The following is a 21893-nucleotide window of genomic DNA, read 5'->3' on the forward strand; positions in this document are numbered from 1 at the left end:
CAAGTCCCGCAACGTCAGCTGCGGCAGGAAAGCTGTGGCTCTCGCCAGAGCGTTGCTTTAAAAGCGCTAGCCTGCACAGCATGCGAGGCACGCCATGTCCATGAAAGCCGACGATCTGATCGACCGACGCCGCTTGCGGCGCAAGCTGACCTTCTGGCGGGTCGTAGCCTTTCTCATCGCCGCCCTGGCGGTCGTCGGCATGTCGACATGGCTGGCAGGCGAGCGCATTCCGGGCGTGACCGCCAACCATATCGCCAAGATCCGGATCGAAGGCACGATCACCGAGGACGAGGATCTGCTGCGCCGCATCGACGAGGTCCGCAAGTCGCCCTCGGTCAAGGGCGTGATCCTATCGATCGATTCGCCCGGCGGCACGACCGCCGGCGGCGAGGCGATCTACGATGCCGTGCGCAAGCTCGCGGCTGAGAAACCGGTGGTTGCCCAGGTCGGCACGCTGGCCGCATCCGCCGGCTATATGATCGCTTCGGCGTCCGACCACATCGTGGCGCGCAAGTCGTCCATCGTCGGCTCGATCGGCGTGCTGGTGCAGTTTCCCGACCTGACCGGGCTGATGGACAAGCTCGGCGTCAAGCTCGAAGAGATCAAGTCGTCGCCGTTGAAGGCCGAGCCCAATCCGTTCAATCCGACGACCGACGAAGAGCGCGCCATGATGCGCAACATGATCATGGACAGTTACGACTGGTTCGTCGGCATCGTCGCCGAACGCCGTTCGATGTCGAAGGCCGAGGCAACCGCCCTTGCCGACGGTTCGGTGTGGACCGGGCGCCAGTCGCTTGCCAACAGGCTGATCGACGAGGTCGGCGGCGAGGATCAGGCCATCGCCTGGCTCGGCACCAAGGGCGTCGACGCCAAGCTCGACGTGATCGAGTGGAAGCCGGCCCGCACAGGCAGCTTCTTCCTGCCCAGCTCCGTTGCCCAGGCCCTTGGCCGGGCGCTCGGCCTGGGCGACTTGTCGTCGGAACTGATCAAGGAAATGGGCGCCGACCGCTTGTTCCTTGACGGTATGCTGTCGCTCTGGCAGGCTGAAAAAGCTGTGTCAGGCGGCTGAAAAACAAACAAAATCATCACCATCTCGACGGGGACCGAGCACATGATCAAGTCTGAACTGGTGCAAATCATTGCCACACGCAATCCGCATCTGTTCCTGCGGGATGTCGAGAACATCGTCAGCGCCATTTTCGACGAAATCACCGATGCTCTTGCCGATGGCAATCGCGTCGAGCTGCGCGGCTTCGGCGCGTTTTCGGTCAAGAACCGCCCTGCCCGTACTGGCCGCAACCCGCGCACCGGCGAATCCGTCGAGGTCGAGGAAAAGTGGGTGCCGTTCTTCAAGACCGGCAAAGAGCTGCGCGAGCGGCTGAACTCGGCAAAATAGGCCGCCAGGCGGCTGTGGCGGCGGGGCTTTAAACGGGAATATCCATGTTCAACCGCTTCATGCTTATCGTTGTGTTCGTACCGGTGGCGATCGTGCTGATCGCGCTTGCCGTCGCCAACCGCGCGTCCACCGCCTTCACGCTCGACCCGTTCAATCCCGGCAATCCGGCTCTGACCATCCAGGCGCCACTGTTCGTGCTGCTGTTCGTGGCACTGGCGCTCGGGGTGATTCTCGGCGGCGCCGTGACCTGGCTCAAACAGGGCCGCTTTCGCAAGATCGCCCGCCAACGCGGCCTCGAGGCCGAAAGCCTGCGCCAGGCAGCAAGCCAGCGGCCGCCGGTTGCCCAGGGCCCGGCCCTGCCGCGCCCCAACTGATCCGCTCAGGCGCGACGACCTTTCAGGGAGAACTTCATGCTGCACTTTTCGGCCGATGACATCGACCGCGCATTGACCTTTCCGGGATTGGTCGAGACGTTGCGCACGGCCTTTCGTGAGGGCGCGGTGCAGCCGGTGCGCCATCATCACACCGTCGAGCGCGCCAAAGGTACCGATTCGACCCTGCTGCTGATGCCGGCCTGGACCGACTTCAAGGCCGCGGATGCAGGGCCCGACGGACATATCGGGGTCAAGATCGTCACCGTTTCGCCCGACAACAACGACATCGCCAAGCCGGCGGTCGTCGGGCTCTATTTGCTGCTCGATGGGATCACCGGCGAGCCGCAGGCGCTGATGGACGGCCCGCGCCTGACCCAGTGGCGCACCGCCTGCGCTTCGGCACTCGCCGCCTCCTACCTGGCGCGCGAGGACGCCTCGAAGCTGCTGGTGATCGGTGCCGGCGCGCAGTGCAGGTTCCTGGCACGGGCGCATGCCGCCGTGCGGCCGATCAAAGAGATTCGCATCTGGAACCGGACGCCGGCCAACGCGGAAACGCTTGCCGCGTCGTTGCGCGGCGAAGGTTTCGAAGCGACCTCCGTCTCCGATCTCGATGCTGGACTGGCTTGGGCCGACATCATCACCGCCGGCACCATCTCGACGACTCCGCTGGTCAAGGGCGCCAAGCTCAACGCCGGCTGCCACGTCGATCTCGTCGGCGGCTTCACGCCCGGCATGCGCGAGGCCGACGACGACGCGATCCGCAAGGCACGCGTCTATGTCGACACCCGTGCCGGCGCGACCAAGGAAGCCGGCGACATCGTCCAGCCGATCGCAGCAGGCGTGCTCAAGGCCGACGACATCGTCGCCGACCTGCACGAGCTCGCCCGCGACCAGAAGCCCGCCCGCCAGTCTGCGGACGAGATCACGCTGTTCAAGTCGGTGGGTGCGGCCCTCGAAGACCTCGCTGCCGGCATTGCTGTCTACAAGGCGCTCAAGCGCTGATTTCGCGGCCGACCTCGATGGCTTCCGCGATCAGGCGGAAGTCGTGCTCGCTGAGCGGACAAAGGCCGAGACGCAGCTGGTAGCCCCAGTTGCGACCGGCGGTGAAATCGAGTTGGCCGAGCAGACCCGCAACCGGCGTCTCGCAACACGCCGCCCAATCGACATCGCGCCGGAACGGCTGGAGGTCGCCGCCGCTGTCGAAGCGGTAGGGCTCGCCTGCGCGCACCCTGCCGATTGCGGTGAAGGATTTGAGCGCGTCCTTGCCGCCCATGACGGTCGACGGTGAATAATAGACGACGCCGTCGCCGGCGCCGATGCGGCGCAGCGGGCCTGCCTTGCCATGACAGACCTGCATGAAGCCTCCGGCCCGGCCGCGCCGGACATGTTCAGCCGAAGCGACGGCGAGCCAGTTGCCCGTGCTCATGGCCGTGCCGTCGCTGCTTCATCGAGGCAGTAGACACGCAGGCGATGACCGTCGGGGTCGAGCGCGACAAAGCTGCGACCGAAATCCATATCGGTCGGCGCCTGCAGAATCTCGAGCCCGCGCCCGTCCCACTCGGCGTGGGTTGCGTCCACAGCGGCAGGCGTGTCGAGGGCAAAGACAATCTCCGCACCGCCGCCCGCCGCGGCTGCCGCCGGCTCGACGGTATGACGCGACCACAGCCCGAGCTTGAAGCCGGAGTCGAGCACGAACATGACGAAGGTCGGCGACGATTCTACCGGCTGGCGGCCGAGCATCTGGGCATAGAAGGCACCGCTGGCTTCCGGACTGTCGACATAAAGGATGATGAAGTTGGGGCTGCGCATCTCTGTTCTCCTTGTTGGACGAGGAGAAGAGTAGTCGGCACCACTGTCAGATTCTGGCAGTGGCGTTCAAAGCTTCCTGGAGGTATCGAGCGTCGCCCGCCATTCCTTCAGCATCACGGCGCGACGGCGGGGATAGCGCATGTCGGTGGCGGCGAGATCGGAGATGCGGTCGGCGCGGAAATGCCTGAAGTCCTGGCGCATCTCACACCACGCCACCATCACCCGGACCTTGTCGAAGAAGCCGAGCGCAAAGGGCCAGACGATGCGCCGCGAGCCCGCTCCCGAAGCGTCCTCATAGGTCATCTCCAACTTGCGTTCGGCGCGGATTGCCTTGCGGATGATGCCGAGGTCGGCGCCCTCACGCGTCGCCTCGGCGCTCGGCCCGACCAGGAGGGCGGTGGCATCCAGTTCCTCGCGCAGGTCGTCGGGCAGCACTGCAGCGATCTTGGCGAGCGCATCGGTCGCGGCGGCCGACAGTCTGGTGTCGGGCTGCTTCGCCACCCAGCGCGAGCCAAGCACGATCGCCTCGATCTCCTCGTCGGTGAACATCAGAGGCGGCAGCATGAAGCCGGGCTTCAGCACATAACCGACGCCCGGCTCGCCCTCGATCGGTGCGCCTTGCGCCTGCAAGGTGGCGATGTCGCGGTAGAGCGTGCGGATCGACACATCCACCTCACCGGCAAGCGTCAAGCCGCTCACCGGCCGGCGATGGCGACGCAGGATCTGGATGAGGTCGAGCAGACGTTCAGAACGCGACATGATTCTCGGGCGCTTTGGTGAGATACGATAGGCCGGAGACGACGGCGTCGGAAGGCGTCTGAGAGCTCGAGCGGTCGTACCCTCCCTACCTCCTCCGCAAAGGGGGGGGGGGAAGGGAAGCCTCCGGCAAGGCCGCTGCAGTCGCCCACACGGCGATGTTAGCGCAGCAAGGTCCCTTTGTAGTGGGTATCCTCGCCAGCAACCGAGCAGCCCCCGCCACATCCGCGACCGCCCGTCCGGTTGCGGTGTATCGTGGCCTGTGTCAAAAGCGGCCGACCATCCGGAGACGCCGTTCCTTGAAGCATCCGCGCGACAAACGCCGCGACAGCCGCCCGCAGCCGCCCCGTAAAGGTGGCGCCGCCGCCACGCAGATGCGCGACCGCACCGAGCGGCAGCCGGAGCGCAAAACGGAGCAGCGCCCTGCCCCGCGCCAGGACCATCAGGCCGAGGCGAAGCATCCGCCCGAGCCGAAGTCGGAGCCGCGCAAGCTTACGCGCCGCGAAGGCGCTTTTCCGGCCGAGCGGCTGCCGCTTATCCTCGAGGTCGCGCCCAATGACGACTACGCCCTGCTCGACAGCGGCGACGGCCAGAAGCTGGAGCAATACGGCCCCTACCGCATCGTCCGTCCCGAGGGCCAGGCGATCTGGCAGCGCGCTCTGCCAGCCAAGGAATGGGACCGCGCAGACGCCGTCTTCACCGGCGACACCGACGAAGAAGGCCTCGGCCGCTGGCGTTTCCCCAAGCAACCGCTCGGCGAGACCTGGCCGATGCGCCATGACGGGCTGCATTATCAGGGCCGCTTCACATCGTTCCGCCATGTCGGCGTGTTTCCCGAGCAGGCGACGCACTGGGACCACATGGCCCGGCTGATCGTGGACGCCAAGCGCCCGGTCAAGGTGCTCAACCTGTTCGGCTACACCGGCCTCGCGTCGCTTGTCGCCGCCCGGGCCGGCGCCGAGGTGACCCATGTCGACGCCTCGAAGAAGGCCATCGGCTGGGCCCGCGAAAACCAGGAGATGGCCGGACTTGCCAACAAGCCGATCCGCTGGATCTGCGAGGACGCGATGAAATTCGTCGAGCGCGAGGAGCGCCGCGGCAGCCGCTACGACATCATCCTGTTCGATCCCCCGGCCTATGGCCGCGGCCCCAAGGGCGAAGTCTGGCAGCTGTTCGAGAGCCTGCCCGCCATGACCGATATCTGCCGCTCGATCCTGACGCCGAAGCCGCTGGCCGTGGTGCTCACCGCCTATTCGATCCGCGCCTCGTTCTTCGCCATCCACGCCCTGATGCGCGATACTTTCGCCGGCATGGGCGGCACCATCGAGTCGGGCGAGCTCGTCATCCGCGAGAAGTCGGCAGGACGGGCGCTTTCGACATCGCTTTTCTCACGCTGGGTGGCCAAATGAGCGAACACCGCACCGGGGCACCTGGGCGCGTCAAGGAAGTGACCAGCCTCGCCAACCCGCTGGTCAAGGACATCAAGGCGCTGGCGTTGAAGAAATTCCGCGACCAGCAGAACGCTTTCATGGCCGAGGGCCTGAAGCTGGTCATCGACGCGCTCGACCTCGGTTGGACGATCAAGACTCTGATCTTCGCCAAGTCGGCACTTGGCAATCAGGCGGTCGAGAAGGTCGCGGCGCGGACTGTCGCTGCCGGCGGCGACGTGCTCGAGGTCTCCGAAAAGGTGCTGACGGCGATCACCCGCCGCGACAATCCGCAGGCGGTTGTCGGCGTGTTCAGCCAGCGTTTGGTGCCGCTCAAGGACATTCGCCCAAAAGGCAACGACGTCTGGGTGGCGCTCGACAGGGTACGTGACCCCGGCAATCTCGGCACCGTCATCCGCACCGTCGATGCTGTCGGCGCCAAGGGCGTCATCCTCGTCGGCGAGACCACCGATCCGTTCTCGCTCGAAACCGTACGGGCAACGATGGGCTCGATCTTCGCCGTGCCGGTCGCCAAGACCAACCCGGAAGCATTCCTTGCCTGGCGCAAGGATTTTGCCGGCACCGTCGCTGGCACGCACCTCAAGGGTGCGGTCGACTACCGCTCCGTCGATTTCGGCAGCCGCCCGGTGCTTCTGATGATGGGCAACGAGCAGCAGGGCCTGCCCGACAATCTCGCCGATGCCTGCGACAAGCTTTTGCGCATCCCGCAGGCGGGCCGGGCCGATTCGCTCAATCTCGCAGTCGCCACCGGCGTCATGCTGTTTGAAATCCGGCGCGGCGCGCTGAAGCTTTAGGAGCCCCTGTTGAAGCCAGTCGCAGTCTACGGGATCGTCGCAGCTCTCGCCGTTGCGCTCGACCAATGGATCAAGGTGGTGGTCGAGGCCAATCTTGTCATGCACGAGAAGGTCGACCTGCTGCCGTTCCTGGCACTCTATCGCACCTACAACACCGGCATCGCCTTTTCGATGTTCTCCAATGTCGGCGACACCGGCCTGATCGTGCTGACGACGGTGGTCGTCGCCTTCGTCACCTTTCTCGCCATCAAGACCACGGCGGCACAGGTCATCTCGCGCTTTGGCTTCGCGCTGATCGTTGGCGGGGCACTGGGCAACCTCATCGATCGCACCGTCTACGGACACGTCATCGACTACATCCTGTTCCACACGCCAGTGTGGTCGTTTGCCATCTTCAACCTCGCCGATGCCTTCATTTCCGTAGGTGCCGCCCTTGTCGTGCTGGACGAATTCCTGGCCTGGCGGCGCGGCCGCAGCGAGCCCAAGGCCGCCGATGAATAGGGTCACCAGCATCGATCAAGTCACAATACAATATGTGACAGAGGCGTGAGGTCATCTGCAGCTTACCCACAGACTTGACTAAGCGGTTAAGATTTTTTTCACTAAGGTCGCAATCGGGTCCAAGGTCTGCCACAATCGCTCATCATGGTGCGTTCGGTGGACGGGCCGAAAGGTACCGACTGAACTGTCTTGCGGCTACGCGGCGTAGATTTGCGGGTCGAAACGACAGGTGGGGGAGCTCGCTATTCCGAGCGCTTTGGGGCCTGAGTGGAGAGTTGCTAGTGAAAATGCCCTTCGGGTTGGGCGCAGCGAATCAGCCGCGCTCCACTATGATGTTCACGAAAGCCGAGCCGGCTTCCTGGCGCGAGAATGCGCCGAACCGCGGCCTGGTCTGCGCTGTATTGGCTATGACCGCCCTGATGAGCGTCACCGCCGTGTCCGCCCTCTTCATCGTACCGCATATGGGCCAGAGCTCCGCCGACACCGTGCAGGAAGCCAAGCAGGCTGAGGCCGAGCCATCCAAGGAAAAGATTACCACCATCACCGCCGAACCGACCGGACGAAAGAGCCGCGTCGCTTCCGCCGCCAGCTCGATCATCGTTTCGGACGCCGTTGCCGAGGAAGCATCCGACATGCCGCTGGCCGCCGACCCGCGCTGGGCCCAAGTGGTGAAAGCCGGCGCAACGCAGCCGCTCGAAGCCATGCCGGCCATTCCCGGTGCCGAGAAGGTCATCGCCAAGGACCCGACCGAGACCGTCGCACTGGCGCTTACCGACACCAACGCCAAGACCGATCCTGCCGAAACCGCCGCAGTCCAGGCCATCGAAGCCGAAGCCAAGCCGGCCGGGGCCAGCGAGGGCGGCAAGGCAGCCGTCATCAAGCGGTCGGTGAACATGCGCGCCAAGCCGCAAAAAGGCGGCGAGGTGCTTGGCGTCATTCCGGCCAAGACCTCGGTCGAACTCGTTTCTTGCACCCAATGGTGCGAAATCGTTTTCAACGGCAAACGCGGCTACGTTTACAAGAGCTACGTTCAGTAATCGTAGTATTCCCCTGCCGTCATATTGCTAAAACGCGCGACCGCTAAAATTCGAACTATCTGCCAAAATCTTCCCTAAGCTCTCGGTGTTAGGCTTCCGCCATGATGACGGAATCCGGCACAACTGATGAAAAGACGAAGCAAGGTGCGGCCATGGCCGACACCGACATGCAGTCGCATCGCCGCCTCATCACGCCACCTTCGCTTGCACCGGCATTGCCGAAGGAGCCGCCGCGCGGCCTCTATTTCACCATCCTCGTCGCGGTGCTGGTGCTGTCGGGCCTCGCCCATCTGACCGGCGCCCCTGTTTTCATCAGCACGAGCCTTTTCGCCATCGGCCTTGCCGGCATGGTGCTGCTGTCGCGCAGCCTGGGCGAGCGCGCGCGGGCTGCCGAGGCAATCACCGAGAACGCCTCGCGCAACCGCGCCGAGATCGAGACCCTCGCCGATCGGATGTGGGAGTTGCAGGAAAGTGAGGAGCGCTTCCGCGGCCTCATCGACGCGCTTGGCGACCTTGTCGTCCACCGCGACCGCGACGGCCGCATCGTCTATGCCAACAAGGTATTCGCCGAACTCATCGGCCAGGACCCGCGCGATCTCGCCGGCCGCACGCTGGCGGAACTCGGCGTCGATGTCGGCGTGGTGCCGGACGCCGCCTTTTCAGACGGCGAATGCCTGAGCTCCACCGATGTCGGCATCCGCTCCAACGGCGTCGTGCGCTGGTTCTCCTGGATCGAGCTTTCTGTACGCGACAAAGCCAGCAATGCGGTGTCGCACCGGGCCATCGCCCGTGACATCACCGCCCGCAAGCGCGCCGAGGCGGCCCTGATCGGCGCCCGCGAGCGCGCCGAATATGCCAGCCAAGCAAAGTCGCGCTTCCTGGCAACCGTAAGTCACGAAATACGTACGCCGATGAACGGCATCATGGGCATGGCCAAGCTGCTGCACGACACTGAGCTGTCGCCCGAGCAGCGCACCTATGTCGGCGCCGTTTCGACCTCGGCCAGCGCACTGCTGGCGCTGATCGAGGATCTGCTCGACTATTCCAAGATCGAGGCGGGCCGCTTCGATCCCGAGCCGCAGCCGATGTCGCCGCGCGAAATCGCCGACAATGTCGTCGAGTTGCTGGCGTCTCGCGCCTTCGCCAAGGGCATCGGGCTCGGGTGCCATGTCGCGCCCGCTGTGCCGCAGATGATTTCGGCCGATCCGGGCCGCGTCCGCCAGGTGCTGCTCAACCTGATCGGCAACGCCATCAAGTTCACCGATGCCGGCGGCGTCCGTCTCAACGTCGCGCGGACTGGCGACGATCATCCGGGCAAGATCCGCTTCACCGTGACCGACACAGGCCCTGGCCTGCGTGCCGAGGACGTCGAGCGCATCTTCGAGGAATTCGAGCAGGCCGACGGCACCTCGACGCGGTCGCATGGCGGCGCCGGGCTCGGGCTCGCCATCTCCAAGCGTCTGGTCACCGCCATGGGCGGCACGATCACCGTCTCCAGCCAACCCGGCGAAGGCTCGGAATTCACCTTCGAGCTGCCGGCATTTGGCGCGACCGACACGCCCCAGACCAATGCCGATGCGCTGGCCGGACGGCGCGCCGTCATCCTGTCGAAGAACACCACCGAGGCGGAGGCGCTGGCCGAAACCATCCGCGCCCATGGCGGCCGCGCCGACATTGCGGTGACGCCCGAACAGGCCGCCGCCTTCGCCGAAGGCTGCAACGCGCTGCTCGTCGACGCCGCACTGGAAGATAATGACGGCCGTATGCTGAAGCAACTGCGCGAAAACGGTTTCGCCGCCAGCGAGGCGGTCACGCTGATTGCGCCGACCGACCGCGGATTGCTCGGCGAACTGCGCGCCAGCGGCTATGCGACCTTCCTGGCCCGGCCGGTGCGCGGCGAGACCCTGCTGCGAATTCTGCTGGCGAAACAGGGCGTCGTGCCGGGCAAGCCGCAACTGGCGAGCCGGCGCACAGCGGCCAAGCCCGCGAATCGTCCGCAGCTTCGTGGCCTGTCGGTACTGATCGCCGAGGACAACGACATCAATGCCATGCTCGCCCGCGCGGTGCTGGTGAAGGCAGGGCATCGGGTCGACGTCGTCAACAATGGCAAGGCCGCCGTCGAGGCGGTGACCGGAGCCAGTCGCAAGCGGCGCTACGATGTCGTGCTGATGGACATGCACATGCCCGTAATGGACGGATTGGACGCGATATCGGCCATCCGCCGGCATGAAGAGCAGCATGGAATGGCTGCCGTGCCGATCATGGTGCTGTCGGCCGACAGCCAGGAAAAGACCCGCCACGCGGTGCTCGCCCATGGCGCCAGCGGCTTCGTCACCAAGCCCCTCGACCCCGATGTCCTGATCAATCTCGTCGAGCAGCGCGCCGCCGCCTGAACTAGATAAGTGTGATTTTCCTAGCCGGCTACCCGACGTTGCTTGCCCGGCCAGACTTGCCGCGACAGGTTGATCACGATACTGTCACAATCCTGTAGCACCGACACCGTATCCCCGCGCCAGGAGGGATGGCTCGAAGGAGAATCACCCGTGCATACAGCCTTGCCGGACAGTGACACTCAGAAAGCCAACGGCGCCAAGGTGACAGTGCCTTCCAAACCTTTACTGCCAGGGACACCGCTCGGACGGATCGGTACACTTGAGGTTCGCCTCGCCCGGGACGAAGCGGAAATCGCCGCCGCCCAGGAAGTGCGCTACCGTGTGTTCTTCGACGAACTCGGCGCCAGGAAGCAGGCGCTGCATTCGATCGAGCGACGCGACGCCGACCGGTTCGACGACATCTGCGATCACCTGCTGGTCTTCGACACCTCGATATCAGGCCCCGAGCATCGCCGCATCGTCGGCACCTACCGTCTGCTGCGCCAGGAGCGCGCGACGGAGGCCGGCGGCTTCTATTCCGACGATGAATTCGAGCTGAACAAGCTCATCGCCCGACATCCGGGCCAGCGCTTCCTCGAGCTCGGCCGCTCCTGCGTGCTGCCCGAATACCGCTCCAAGCGCACCATCGAGGCGCTTTGGCAAGGCATCTGGGCCTATCTGAACCGTTACGACATCGACGTCATGACCGGTTGCGCCTCGTTCCACGGCACGGTGCCGGCGGCGCATGCCGAGGCGCTGACCTATCTGGCCCATCATTGCCGCACCAGCGCGGATTGGGACGTGCGGGCGGTGGTTGGGCGCTATTGCGCCATGGACCTGATGCCGATCGAAGCGGTCAACGCCAAGTCCGCAATCGCCGCGATGCCGCCGCTGATCAAGGGCTACCTGCGCGTCGGCGCCAAGATCGGCGATGGCTGCGTCATCGACCATGACTTCGGCACGACCGACGTCTTCATCGTCATGCCGGTGAAAGAAATCGGCGCCCGCTACATCAACTATTATGGCGGCGAAACCCAGCGCTTCGCGGCCTAGGTGCTGTGAGCGACGACCTCCGGCCTGCCTTCAACAAGCTGCGCGCGGCGGCTGATGGGCTGGCGGAGGTGGTAGAGGGGACCTCCTACGGCACGCCGTCGCTTCATGTCCGCAAGAAATTCCTCTGTCGGGTCAAGGATGCGGACACGGTGGCGGTGATGTGTCCGCTCGAGGAAAAGGAGATGCTCATAGAGGCCGACCCGCATCTCTATTTCGAGACCACCCACTATAAGGGGTGGCCGGTAGTCCTGGTGCGCATCCACGACATCCCGCCCGATCAACTGAGGACGCGGCTCGAACGCGGCTGGCTGATGCAGGCACCAAAGAGCCTGCTCAAGGCACGGCAAGCGACCGGTTGATCCCAAGGGGCGAGACACTGATGGCAGGTGCCCAGGAGCTTGGGAGAACAGACACCGGATCGCGGATCATAAAGGCAGCGCCTGACGTCATCTACCGGGCGCTGATCGAGCCTCAAGCCGTGGCAAGCTGGCGTCCGCCGCAAGGCATGCGTGGCGAAGTCCTGGCCTTCGATGCGCGCGAGGGCGGCATTTTCCGCATGGCCTTTATTTATGAAGGCGACAGCGGACACGGCAAGACCACTGATAATGCCGATTTCTTCGATGGCCGGTTTGCCGAGCTGACGCCCGGAAGGCGGGTCGTCGAGCTCATCACGTTCGAATCGGAAGATCCCAATCTTGCCGGGACGATGCGGATCGTGACGACGCTGGGGCCGGTCGACGGTGGCACACGGGTCACCGTCAGCTGCGAAAACGTGCCCGCCGGCATCGGCCAGGACGACCATCAGCAGGGCATCGCCTCGTCGCTCGAAAATCTGGCGGCCTTCGTCGAGGTCTGAGCAACGGCTGCCGATGGGGCGGCTTCTCGATCAGCCGCAGGTTTCCGCGGCAAGCTCGTTCAGCCGTTGCTCCCTCAACGCGTCCGCAATGTTGGGCATCAGTGCCAGGCAGACCAGCACGCAGATGCCGGCGACCAGCAGCCACAACGGTTTCCTGAACTGCCGGCCGTTGAGCACGGCACCGGCGCCGTAGATGGCCAGTCCAAGCAGGCCAAGGAACAGCACCAGGCCCGGGCCGTCGCAGTCGATGCCGCCTCCGCCCCACACCTTGTATTCGTTCGCCGGCAACAGCCCGAGCACGACAATGGGCAGGCCGACAACAAGGGCGGTATAGCCAAGGATGGCAGCGAGGTGGCGCGGCTGTTTCCGCTCGATCATGCCACCCCGTCCCGGCGCGTTCGACCCGTCATTGCCGCCCTGATGGCACTGGCATGGCGCGAGTGGCAGGGGTCGGCTGCGCGTCTGGCGCCTCCTCGCCAGCCGTTACCCCGATCGCGTCGATCCGGGCCTCGCCCTGGGTGATCAGCCGGGCGCCGCGCTGATTGCGGGCGTGAATCCACAGCCAGTTGATGGCCACGCTGAGCCGTGCCCGCGAACCGATGAGGAAGTAGATGTGGGCGATGCCCCAGAGCCACCATGCCAGCGCTCCCTTCAGCTTGATCCAGCCGAAGTCGATGACCGCGCGGCGCTTGCCGATCTGTGCGAGACTGCCCTGATGGCGGTAGTGGAACCGCCGCGGCGCGGCATCACCGCGCAGCCGCGCCTTGATGGTGGCGGCGACGTGCTGGCCTTGCTGCTTGGCGGCGGGCGCGATGCCGGGCGCGGGTTTTCCGTTCGGGTCGTTCACCGTCACGGTGTCGCCGATGGCGAACATCTCAGGATAACCTGGAACCGTCAGGTCAGGCATGACCTGGAGACGTCCTGCCCTGTCCGCCGGGGCGCCGAGCCACTCGGCGGCGGGCGATGCGCGCACGCCGGCGGCCCAGATGATCGTCTTGGTCGCCAGCCTGATATCGCCATAGGTGACGCTGTCGGCATTACAGTCGGAGACGGCGCGGCCGAGCTCGACTTGGATGCCAAGCTTGCGCAGCGAGCGCAGCGCATATTCGGAGAGGTCGTCGGGGAAGCCACCAAGTACACGCGGCCCGGCCTCGATCAGTACCACCCGTGCCCTGCCCGTATCGATGTTGCGGAAATCGCGCGGTAGCGTGTCGCGCGCCAGTTCGGCGATCGTCCCGGCCATTTCCACCCCGGTGGGTCCGGCGCCGACGATGACGAAAGTCAGCAGTGCCGCCTGCTTTTCCCGATCGGTCTCTCGCTCGGCGCATTCGAACGCCACCAGAATGCGGCGGCGGATCGTCGTTGCGTCCTCGAGCGTCTTCAGGCCGAGCGCAAAGGGCTCCCATTCGTCGTGGCCGAAATAGGCATGCCGCGCGCCCGTCGCCAGCACCAGGCTGTCATAGGGCACTGTCTCGCCACCTTCGAGCAGGACGTGGCGCCGCACGGCATCGACGCCGGTGACGCTGGCCAGGATGGTCGTCACCTCCGGCCTGTTCCAGACAAGCGAGCGGATCGGCCAGGCGATCTCGGAGGTGGCCAGCGAGGCCGTCGCGACCTGGTAGAGCAGCGGCTGGAACAGGTGATGGTTGCGCCGGTCGATGAAGGTGATGCTGACCGCAGCACCCGCCAGCCCCTTGACGACCTCCAGCCCGCCGAAGCCGGCGCCGACGACCACTACGCGATGCTGCATCTGACCTGCCCTCTGCTTCGTCGGCACATAGTAGAACCAGCTTCGCGGACAGGTATAGGGCCTGATATCTCAGGGAATATCTTCGGGGCGGCGGCCCGGGCGGCTGCGATAGGCCGGAAAGGTCCAGCCGAACTTCAACGCGCCGCCGCGCACCATGAAGGCAGCGACAAAAGCAACGACGGTTGACACTTCAGGCGGCAAATCGGCGATGTCGGCGAGCGTGTAGATGCCCGCTCCCACCATGGCCGCCGAGACATAGATTTCAGGCTTGAGCAGGACCGAGGGCTCCCCGGCAAGCAGATCGCGCAGGATGCCGCCGAAGGTCGCCGTCAAAAGCCCCATGACGATGGCGACCGTCGGCGATGCGGTCGCCGCCAGCCCCTTGGCAGCCCCGATGGCGGCGTAGGCGGCCATGCCGAGCGCATCGAGCCAGAGCAACAGTTTGTAACGGGATTCGACCAGATGGGCGGTGAAGAACACCCCGACCGCGACCGCGGCACAGACCAGCACATAGGCCGGGTTGATCACCCAGAACACCGGGAGCCCCAGGATGACATCGCGAACTGTGCCGCCGCCGATGCCGGTAAAGCTTGCCAGGAACAGAAAGCCGATGACGTCGAGTTGCTTGCGCGATGCGGCAAGCGCACCAGTCGCGGCAAACACCGCCACACCGGCATAGTCGAGGTAGAGCAGTGGGCTCATTCGAGCGAACAGGCAGTAGTGAGTAGCGAATAGGAGAAAAACAAAGCAGCCCCCGGTTTGGGGGCCACTTTACTGATCAAATCCCGGTTCGCTAATCCCTATTCGCTATTCGCTTCTCAGGCGTCTTTTTCAGCCTGTTCGTTGACCGGGCCGGGCTCGGCCGGGGCATCTGCGACTTGCTTGGGGCCACCCTTGGCGATTCCTACCATGGCCGGGCGCAGCACGCGGTCGCCGATGGTGTAGCCAGATTGGGCGACATGCACGACCGTGTTGGCGGCGACGTCGGGGTTCGGCACTTCGAACATCGCCTGGTGGAAGTTCGGGTCGAACTTTTCACCAAGCGGATCGAGCTTGCGGACACCGTGACGCTCGAGCGCCGACAGCATCGAACGTTCGGTCACCTCGACGCCCTCGATCAGGCTGGCCAGGCCAGTACCGCCTGATGTCTTGGCTTCGTCAGTGACAGCCTCGATCGCACGGCGCAGATTGTCCGAGACCGACAGCATGTCGCGGGCGAAGTTGGCCACCGAATAGGCACGGGCATCCTGCACGTCGCGCGCGGTGCGGCGACGCAGGTTTTCCATCTCGGCAGCAGCGCGCAGGGCGCGATCCTTCAGCTCTTCATTTTCCTTCAGCAGCCTTACGAGGGCTTCATAGTCGCCTTCGACGCTGCCTTCGATCTTGTCGGCCTGGGCCTCGGCAGTCGCGGCCTCATCGAGCGCGCGTTCGTCTTTTGCCTGATCGCTCATCGCCATTTCCCGTTGTTTGGACACGTTCTAAGTTGTGCCCGATATCGAGGTTTGGGTGTCAAAAATCAAGGGGCAAGGGCCGCCGGGACGGGATGCCGCGCCTTTTGGGCGCCATCATCTGCGGTACAGGCAGCGCCGGCCATTCAATGTTAATTCAAGTTTTACCATACAAGCCGACCATGTCTGCGGCGGGCAAGCAATCTGGGAACCATTTGCATCTGGCGCGAGTTTTGCCAGCGAACACAGGTTTCAATCATGTCCAGCGCACGTATCACCAAGACAGCAGCCAAGGTCGCAACGAACATCAGGCGAGAGCTTGCGTCCGAAAGCAATCTGCGCGTCCTGGAAGCGCTGCCTGCCTTCCAGGCAGACGAACAGCTGCCAAAGAAGCTGCGCCGCCTGCTCGACAGGCTCGATGCCGCCGAGCATGACAAGCCGCTTCGCAAGATGCTTGGCAGAAGCTAGCGCGCCGGACGTTTCCGTCCAGGCTTTCAGCTATTTCATGTCGCGCTGCGGCGCCAGGAATACTTCGCACCTTCCGAAGGCGTTGCCGCAGGCTTGGCGGTCGGCTGGTAGTGGAGCGAGAGGCCACCGACCTGGCCAGCTTCGAGCCGCTTCAGGAGTACGGGATGCGATACCTCGAACTCGTTGAAGCCGACACGCAGCATATGCGGCAGCTGGTCGATCAACACCTGGCCGGTCGCGCGCACGGCACCTTCGAAGCCGTGGCGGCTACGCAGCAGCTCGGCCTTGGAGAAGGAGCGGCCGTCATTGAAGACCGGAAAGGAAAGCGCCACCAAGGACAGCTGGTCGAGCCTATCGACGATCTCCTCGAGCTGGTCGCCAGGCTGGAGCAGAACGCCGAGGCGTTCCTTTGCAGCTTCGCGCTGTTCGGGCGAGAGTTCGAGAAAGGCCTGAAGCGGCAGGATGACCCGGCTATTACCGGCCAGCGCGCTGGCATCCTCGGCGTAGGTCCAGCCATCGTCCCTGAAGCCTTCGGGTGTCCAGAGGCGCGGCGCCGGTGTCGCTTCGGTCATGAAGAAGAATTCCTAAAGTGATGCGTCGGTCAGCGACTGTTCGAGACCCGATAGATGGATGCCGCATTCGGTCTTGGCCTGTCCGGCCCAGCGTCCGCTGCGCGCATCCTCGCCCGGCTTGACGATCTGCGTGCAGGGAAAACAACCGATCGACAGGTAACCATAGGCGACCAGCGGGTTCTCGCGCAACGCATGCTTGCGCATGTAGTCGGCGAGATCCGACGTGGTCCAGCGCGCGAGCGGGTTGATGCGGAAGCGCGGGCCAACCTGCTCGAACACTGGCAGGGCAGCACGGGTGGCGGCCTGGAAGCGCTTACGTCCGGTGAACCAGGCCCGAAACGGCTCGACTCCACGCGCCATCGGCTCGACCTTGCGGACGTCGCAGCAGGCGTCGGTGCTGGTCTGATGCAGATTGCCCATCGGATCGATCCGCGCCAGCGCCGCCTCGTCAGGCGTGACGATGCGAATGTCGGTCAGGCCGTAATCTGCGGCGAGCGCGTCGCGGTAATCGAGCGTCTCGCCGAAATGCTTGCCTGTGTCCAAAAAAATCACCGGCAGCTTGCGGTCGACTTCGGCGATCATGTGCAGAAGCACGGCCGAATCCGCCCCGAAAGACGATACGGCCGCGATCTCGCCGACAAAACGCTCGGTTGCGGCGCGCGCGATGATCTCGACGGGCGTCAGCTGGCCATAGAGCGCGTCGAGCGCCGCAGCCTCGGCAAGAACCTGCGCTTCAGTTCCGGCGTCAGGCTGCCTTGGCTTCGCTAGCATAAAGCGCCTCCTTGAACGGCGCTGGGCCGACGCGGCGATAGGCGTCGAGGAACTTTTCCGAACTGTCGAGCCTGATGCCGAGATAGGTCTCGACGATCGTTTCGATGGCGTCGGTGATCTCTTCCGGGCCGAAGCCGCGGCCGATGATCTCGCCGACCGAAGTGTGTTCGTCGGCCGAACCGCCGAGCGTGACCTGGTAGAGTTCAGCGCCCTTCTTCTCGACACCGAGAATGCCGATATGGCCGACATGGTGGTGGCCGCAGGCATTGATGCAGCCGGAAATCTTGAGCTTCAGCTCACCGATGTCGCGCTGGCGCTCCAGAGAGGCGAAACGCCTGGAGATTTCCTGTGCCACCGGGATCGAACGGGCATTGGCCAGCGCGCAATAATCCAGGCCCGGGCAAGCGATGATGTCGCTGATCAGGTTAGAATTCGATGTGGCCAGGTCGATCGCCATCAGCGCGTCATAGACCGCCTTGAGATCGGCGCGGGCGACATGCGGCAGGATCAGGTTTTGCTCGTGGCTGACGCGGATCTCGTCGAAGCCGTACTTCTCGGCGATGTCGGCCACGGCCTCCATCTGGCTGTCGGTGGCATCGCCCGGTACTTCGCCGATTCCCTTGAGCGAGATCGTCACAGCGGCGTAGTCGGGATTGCGATGGGTGAAGACATTCTGGTCGACCCACTCGCCAAAGCTCCTGGAATCGAGCCGCGCCAGCTTGATGGCCTCGTCGCCTTCCGGCCGGTCGGTCAGCGCCGGCGGCGCGAAATAGGACTGGATCGCGGCGACGTCGGCCTCAGGCAGCTTGAGCTCGCCGTCCTTGAGCGCCTGCCACTCATGCTCGACCTGGCGGATGATCTCGTCGACGCCGGTCTCGTGAACCAGAATCTTGATGCGCGCCTTGTACTTGTTGTCGCGACGGCCGTGCAGATTGTACACGCGCAGGATTGCGGTGGTGTAGGACAGCAGGTGCTGTTCCGGCAGGAAGTCGCGGATCTTCTTGGCGACCATCGGCGTGCGACCCTGGCCGCCGCCGATATAGACGGCAAAGCCGAGTTCGCCCTTGTCGTTCTTCTTCAGGTGCAGGCCGATATCATGGGTCTGGATCGCGGCGCGGTCGCGCTCGGCACCCGTGACCGCGATCTTGAACTTGCGCGGCAGGTACGAAAACTCCGGATGCACCGAAGACCACTGGCGCAGGATTTCGGCATAGGGGCGCGGATCGGCAGCCTCGTCGGCGGCGGCACCGGCGAAGTGATCGGCGGTGACGTTGCGGATGCAGTTGCCCGAGGTCTGGATGGCGTGCATCTCGACCGATGCGAGGTCGGCGAGGATCGCCGGGATGTCGGACAGCGCCGGCCAGTTGAACTGGATGTTCTGGCGCGTGGTGAAGTGGCCATAGCCCTTGTCGTATTTGCGGGCGATGTGGCCAAGCATGCGCATCTGCTTCGAGCTCAACGTGCCGTAAGGCACCGCGATGCGCAGCATGTAGGCGTGCAGCTGAAGATAGACCCCGTTCATCAGGCGCAGCGGCCGGAACTGGTCCTCGGTGATCTCGCCGGCAAGGCGACGCTCGACCTGGTCGCTGAAATCGGCGACGCGGGCCTTCACGAAATCATGGTCGAACTCGTCGTAACGGTACATGGTCGTCTTCCGGTCTGTGTTCAGGCGGCGCCGGCGGCGGGCCGGGCTTGCTTGCCAAGGTCGAGGCGATTGCTGGGACCAGCGGCGCGGATCACTTCGCGCAGCCGGAGCGGCTGGATCGCGTCGTTGACGACGCTGACGTCGATGAGATTGACGTCAACGACTTCGTTGTTGTCATAGGCGGCCTTGCCGATCGCCTCGAGGCGGGCTTCGCCGGCCTTGTCGCCGACGGTCTCGGCAACATCGATGGTCTCGGCCCAGCTGCCGTCGACCGCGAACCACACGGCTTCGCCGTCGGTCAGCCTGTTGGCGGTAAGGATCTTCATGCCTTGCTTCCTTCGAGCGCCGCGCGGGCGGCCTGTTCGTGCCTGTGTGCCGCGAGCGGCTCGGAAAGTTCAAAATTGGCGCCGGCGACAGAGTCGCCGATGATGGTCATGACCGGGCCATCGAGATCGCTGCGCGCTTCCAGCGAAGGCAGGTCGGCGAGCGTGCCATGGAAGCGGCGGCGGTTCTTCAGGCTGGCGTTCTCGACGACGGCCACCGCCGTGTCGGGCGACAGCCCGGCGTCGATCAGGCGGCCGGCGACGTCGGCGGCGACCGAGCGGCCCATGTAGACGGCAACTGTCGCACCCGAGATGGCGAGCTTGGCCCAGTCAGGCAACGATCCGCCCTTGAGGTCGTGGCCTGTCGTAAAGACCATCGAGGAGGTGACGCCGCGCAGCGTCAGCGGCAGCTCGAAATCTGCAGCGGCGGCGAAGGCCGAGGTCACGCCCGGCACGACCTCGTAGGACACGCCGGCATCGCGCATCGCCTGCATTTCCTCGCCGGCGCGGCCGAACACCAGCGGATCGCCCGACTTGAGGCGCACCACGCGCTTGCCGGCTTGCGCCAGTTCGACGAGCAGATCGTTGATCTCGGATTGGCTCTTGGAATGGCAGCCCTTGCGCTTGCCGACCGGGAGGCGCTCGGCATCGCGGCGGCCCATCGAAATCACCGCCTCGGGGACCAGCGCGTCATGGACGATGACGTCGGCTTCCATAAGCAGGCGATGGCCACGCAGTGTCAGAAGATCCTCGGCCCCCGGGCCGGCACCGACGAGCGCGACATGGCCCTTGACCGCGCCCTTGTGCAGCAAAAGCTCGGTTGCCGCTCCATGCGCCTCGGCAAGCTGGCCGTTGTCGAGCGCACGCGCCGGCGCGCCCTCGAAAAATTCGCGCCAGAAGCCACGGCGGACATTGCCCTTGGGCAACAGGCGCTCGACGGCATCGCGGAAGCCGGCGCCAAGTGTGGCCAGTGCGCCGAGCTGCGGCGACAGCATGCGGTCGACGCGGGCGCGGATCATCTGGGCCAGAACAGGCCCTGCCCCTTCGGTGCCGATGGCAACGGCGACCGGTGCACGGTTGACCAGCGCGGGGGTGAAGAAGTCGCAGAGTTCGGGACGATCTACGGCATTGACCGGGATGCCCAGCTCACGTGCATCAAGGGATATCAGCCGATCGAGGGCCTCGTCGCCAGTCGCGGCAAACACCATCACGGCGCGCTCGATCAGCGACGCGTCATAGGCGGCATGGATACGTGTTGCGCCGTTGGCGGCGATCCAGTCGCGCAGGTGCGGCTCGACATGGTCCGCGATGATCCGGATTTCGGCGCTCGACTGCGCCAGCAGGCGCGCCTTGGCCAGCGCCTCGTCGCCACCGCCGACGATGACCACGGCTTCGCCTTCGACCTTGAGGAAGATCGGGAATGCGTTGAGCTTGGCGGCGGCTTGGGTCATGACGCGTATGGTTCCGGATACCAGTCATTTCTAGCTGTCCTTGCTGCGCTGCAGAAGAAATGCACTCGCGCGCGCCGATATGGGAGGCAATCGGTTTTGCCCGGCCCGATGCCCCAAGAGAAAATTATTCCAACCGCCGGCTGTGCACCCGCTGGCGACCTTTTGCCGACAGGCCAGCCAAACGTCGTCGCAGTCCGTCGCCGAACCCTTTGAAACGCTTGTGGTGCCGCGCTTCATCGCCGCCCCGTCGCGTGCTTTCGACCCCGGGCTCGATCCAGTCGCCACTTTCGATCTCGGACCGGTTTTTCCTAATTTCTACTGATTTAGTAGAATTAAGACGGGCCGCCGCCAGCCATATCCGAGAGAGGGTAAGGCGCCCCACAAAACGTCACTTCCCGCGCTCATCATATGCCGCTCGCGCGATCTCGATCTTCTCCCAGTGCGTCCGGATCTAGCCGGTAAAACCCGGACTCTGGCCGACGGCGAGCCGGTAGCGGCAGCCCGTCCTGAATGTTTCCGGAACCAGGCCGGGCACGACGCGTTCACCCCCTGTATCCGACGATGAAACAGCCCACGGAAGGAACGGACAAATGGCCCATATCAATCTGAAGCACGGCATCTGGGTGCTTGTAGCCGATGGCGAAAAGGCGCTGTTCCTGAAGAACCGGGGCGACACCAAATATCCGAACCTCGAGGTCGTGCGCGAGATGGAGCAGAACAACCCGCCGACGCGCGAACAGGGCAGCGATCGTCCCGGCCGCTACAGCGATGGGCCTTCGATCCACCGCAGCGCGGTAGACGATACCGACTGGCACCGTGTCGCCAAGGAGCGTTTCGCCGACGAGATTGCCGCCCGGCTCTACAAATTCGCCCATGCCGGCGATTTCCGCGAGATCATCCTTGTGGCGCCCCCGCTGGTGCTCGGCGAGTTGCGCAAGAAGCTGCACAAGGAAGTCGACGAGCGCGTTTCGGCCGAAATGGCCAAGACGCTGACCAATCATAGCGTAAGCGACATCGAGTCGATCCTGATGGCCGCCTGATCCCGTCCGTCTTTCCTGACCACTCCCAG

The 21893-nt window shown here is 64.6% G+C and carries 26 protein-coding genes; 14 read left to right on the forward strand and 12 right to left on the reverse strand.

What is annotated here, in order from left to right:
- Window positions 1-94: 94 nt before the first annotated feature.
- The 4 genes from sppA to lhpI are packed head-to-tail and all read left to right on the forward strand — an operon-like array spanning window position 95 to window position 2772.
- Window positions 95-1069: a signal peptide peptidase SppA gene (gene sppA, locus DY201_RS01155; protein WP_115729610.1), complete on the forward strand. Its 975-nt coding sequence runs from the start codon at window positions 95-97 to the stop codon at window positions 1067-1069.
- A 42-nt stretch (window positions 1070-1111) separates the two neighbouring features.
- The gene (locus DY201_RS01160) at window positions 1112-1396 is read left to right on the forward strand and encodes an integration host factor subunit beta (protein WP_055981346.1); all 285 of its coding nucleotides are present in this window, start codon (window positions 1112-1114) and stop codon (window positions 1394-1396) included.
- Window positions 1397-1440: 44 nt separating this feature from the next.
- Complete coding sequence (locus DY201_RS01165) at window positions 1441-1770, forward strand: LapA family protein (RefSeq protein WP_115729611.1); 330 nt, start codon at window positions 1441-1443, stop codon at window positions 1768-1770.
- A 36-nt stretch (window positions 1771-1806) separates the two neighbouring features.
- On the forward strand, window positions 1807-2772 hold the full coding sequence (gene lhpI, locus DY201_RS01170) for a bifunctional Delta(1)-pyrroline-2-carboxylate/Delta(1)-piperideine-2-carboxylate reductase (RefSeq protein ID WP_115729612.1): 966 nt from the start codon (window positions 1807-1809) through the stop codon (window positions 2770-2772).
- On the opposite strand, the gene DY201_RS01175 is transcribed toward lhpI, so the two are convergent.
- From DY201_RS01175 to DY201_RS01185, 3 genes are all read right to left on the reverse strand, one after another.
- A complete protein-coding gene (locus DY201_RS01175) occupies window positions 2762-3196 on the reverse strand; it encodes an EVE domain-containing protein (RefSeq protein ID WP_115729613.1) in 435 nt (144 codons plus the stop codon). The genes lhpI and DY201_RS01175 overlap by 11 nt on opposite strands.
- A complete protein-coding gene (locus DY201_RS01180; RefSeq protein ID WP_115729614.1) occupies window positions 3193-3579 on the reverse strand; it encodes a VOC family protein in 387 nt (128 codons plus the stop codon). The genes DY201_RS01175 and DY201_RS01180 overlap by 4 nt, the downstream gene beginning before the upstream one ends.
- Before the next feature lie 66 nt (window positions 3580-3645).
- Window positions 3646-4338, reverse strand: coding sequence for a helix-turn-helix transcriptional regulator (locus tag DY201_RS01185; protein ID WP_115729615.1), 693 nt, complete (start codon window positions 4336-4338; stop codon window positions 3646-3648).
- Between the two features lie 296 nt (window positions 4339-4634).
- On the opposite strand from DY201_RS01185, the gene DY201_RS01190 reads away from it, so the two are divergent.
- The 8 genes from DY201_RS01190 to DY201_RS01225 all read left to right on the forward strand — a co-directional run bounded on the left by DY201_RS01190 (window position 4635) and on the right by DY201_RS01225 (window position 12396).
- Window positions 4635-5744 (forward strand): RsmD family RNA methyltransferase, encoded by a 1110-nt coding sequence (locus DY201_RS01190; protein WP_115729616.1) that lies wholly within the window; start codon window positions 4635-4637, stop codon window positions 5742-5744.
- A complete protein-coding gene (locus tag DY201_RS01195; protein WP_115729617.1) occupies window positions 5741-6577 on the forward strand; it encodes a TrmH family RNA methyltransferase in 837 nt (278 codons plus the stop codon). The genes DY201_RS01190 and DY201_RS01195 overlap by 4 nt, the downstream gene beginning before the upstream one ends.
- 9 nt (window positions 6578-6586) lie before the next feature.
- Entirely contained in the window at window positions 6587-7078 is a 492-nt protein-coding gene (gene lspA, locus DY201_RS01200; protein WP_115729618.1) for a signal peptidase II, read from the forward strand.
- A gap of 329 nt (window positions 7079-7407) precedes the next feature.
- On the forward strand, window positions 7408-8115 hold the full coding sequence (locus DY201_RS01205) for an SH3 domain-containing protein (protein ID WP_165915976.1): 708 nt from the start codon (window positions 7408-7410) through the stop codon (window positions 8113-8115).
- A gap of 152 nt (window positions 8116-8267) precedes the next feature.
- Window positions 8268-10508 (forward strand): PAS domain-containing hybrid sensor histidine kinase/response regulator, encoded by a 2241-nt coding sequence (locus DY201_RS01210; RefSeq protein ID WP_425358750.1) that lies wholly within the window; start codon window positions 8268-8270, stop codon window positions 10506-10508.
- 150 nt (window positions 10509-10658) lie between these two features.
- Entirely contained in the window at window positions 10659-11540 is an 882-nt protein-coding gene (gene olsB / locus DY201_RS01215) for a l-ornithine N(alpha)-acyltransferase (RefSeq protein ID WP_115729621.1), read from the forward strand.
- A gap of 5 nt (window positions 11541-11545) precedes the next feature.
- Window positions 11546-11899 (forward strand): MmcQ/YjbR family DNA-binding protein, encoded by a 354-nt coding sequence (locus DY201_RS01220; RefSeq protein ID WP_115729622.1) that lies wholly within the window; start codon window positions 11546-11548, stop codon window positions 11897-11899.
- Between the two features lie 20 nt (window positions 11900-11919).
- The gene (locus DY201_RS01225; RefSeq protein WP_115729623.1) at window positions 11920-12396 is read left to right on the forward strand and encodes an SRPBCC domain-containing protein; all 477 of its coding nucleotides are present in this window, start codon (window positions 11920-11922) and stop codon (window positions 12394-12396) included.
- Between the two features lie 30 nt (window positions 12397-12426).
- Here the strand turns inward: DY201_RS01225 and DY201_RS01230 are convergent, their stop codons facing one another.
- The 4 genes from DY201_RS01230 to grpE form a co-directional block, all read right to left on the reverse strand.
- Window positions 12427-12774: a hypothetical protein gene (locus tag DY201_RS01230; RefSeq protein ID WP_115729624.1), complete on the reverse strand. Its 348-nt coding sequence runs from the start codon at window positions 12772-12774 to the stop codon at window positions 12427-12429.
- Window positions 12775-12802: 28 nt separating this feature from the next.
- Window positions 12803-14146: an NAD(P)/FAD-dependent oxidoreductase gene (locus DY201_RS01235; RefSeq protein ID WP_115729625.1), complete on the reverse strand. Its 1344-nt coding sequence runs from the start codon at window positions 14144-14146 to the stop codon at window positions 12803-12805.
- A 69-nt stretch (window positions 14147-14215) separates the two neighbouring features.
- Window positions 14216-14848, reverse strand: a complete 633-nt coding sequence (locus DY201_RS01240) for a trimeric intracellular cation channel family protein (protein ID WP_115729626.1) — start codon at window positions 14846-14848, stop codon at window positions 14216-14218.
- Between the two features lie 116 nt (window positions 14849-14964).
- A complete protein-coding gene (gene grpE / locus DY201_RS01245) occupies window positions 14965-15597 on the reverse strand; it encodes a nucleotide exchange factor GrpE (RefSeq protein ID WP_115733514.1) in 633 nt (210 codons plus the stop codon).
- 255 nt (window positions 15598-15852) lie between these two features.
- Between grpE and DY201_RS01250 the strand changes: the two genes are divergently transcribed.
- Window positions 15853-16062, forward strand: coding sequence for a hypothetical protein (locus tag DY201_RS01250; RefSeq protein WP_115729627.1), 210 nt, complete (start codon window positions 15853-15855; stop codon window positions 16060-16062).
- 35 nt (window positions 16063-16097) lie between these two features.
- Here DY201_RS01250 and DY201_RS01255 read toward each other — a convergent pair whose 3' ends face one another.
- From DY201_RS01255 to cysG, 5 genes are read right to left on the reverse strand one after another with little or no spacing between them, the layout of a single operon-like run.
- Window positions 16098-16634, reverse strand: coding sequence for a DUF934 domain-containing protein (locus DY201_RS01255; protein ID WP_115729628.1), 537 nt, complete (start codon window positions 16632-16634; stop codon window positions 16098-16100).
- 12 nt (window positions 16635-16646) lie between these two features.
- On the reverse strand, window positions 16647-17405 hold the full coding sequence (locus DY201_RS01260; RefSeq protein WP_115729629.1) for a phosphoadenylyl-sulfate reductase: 759 nt from the start codon (window positions 17403-17405) through the stop codon (window positions 16647-16649).
- On the reverse strand, window positions 17380-19050 hold the full coding sequence (locus DY201_RS01265) for a nitrite/sulfite reductase (RefSeq protein ID WP_115729630.1): 1671 nt from the start codon (window positions 19048-19050) through the stop codon (window positions 17380-17382). Before DY201_RS01265 ends, DY201_RS01260 begins: the two co-directional genes overlap by 26 nt.
- 20 nt (window positions 19051-19070) lie before the next feature.
- The gene (locus tag DY201_RS01270; protein ID WP_115729631.1) at window positions 19071-19376 is read right to left on the reverse strand and encodes a DUF2849 domain-containing protein; all 306 of its coding nucleotides are present in this window, start codon (window positions 19374-19376) and stop codon (window positions 19071-19073) included.
- The gene (gene cysG / locus DY201_RS01275) at window positions 19373-20824 is read right to left on the reverse strand and encodes a siroheme synthase CysG (RefSeq protein ID WP_115729632.1); all 1452 of its coding nucleotides are present in this window, start codon (window positions 20822-20824) and stop codon (window positions 19373-19375) included. The genes DY201_RS01270 and cysG overlap by 4 nt, the downstream gene beginning before the upstream one ends.
- Before the next feature lie 590 nt (window positions 20825-21414).
- On the opposite strand from cysG, the gene DY201_RS01285 reads away from it, so the two are divergent.
- Complete coding sequence (locus DY201_RS01285) at window positions 21415-21864, forward strand: baeRF12 domain-containing protein (protein WP_115729634.1); 450 nt, start codon at window positions 21415-21417, stop codon at window positions 21862-21864.
- The last annotated feature ends 29 nt before the right edge of the window (window positions 21865-21893 follow it).

Source organism: Aminobacter aminovorans, from assembly GCF_900445235.1.
Classification (GTDB): domain Bacteria; phylum Pseudomonadota; class Alphaproteobacteria; order Rhizobiales; family Rhizobiaceae; genus Aminobacter; species Aminobacter aminovorans.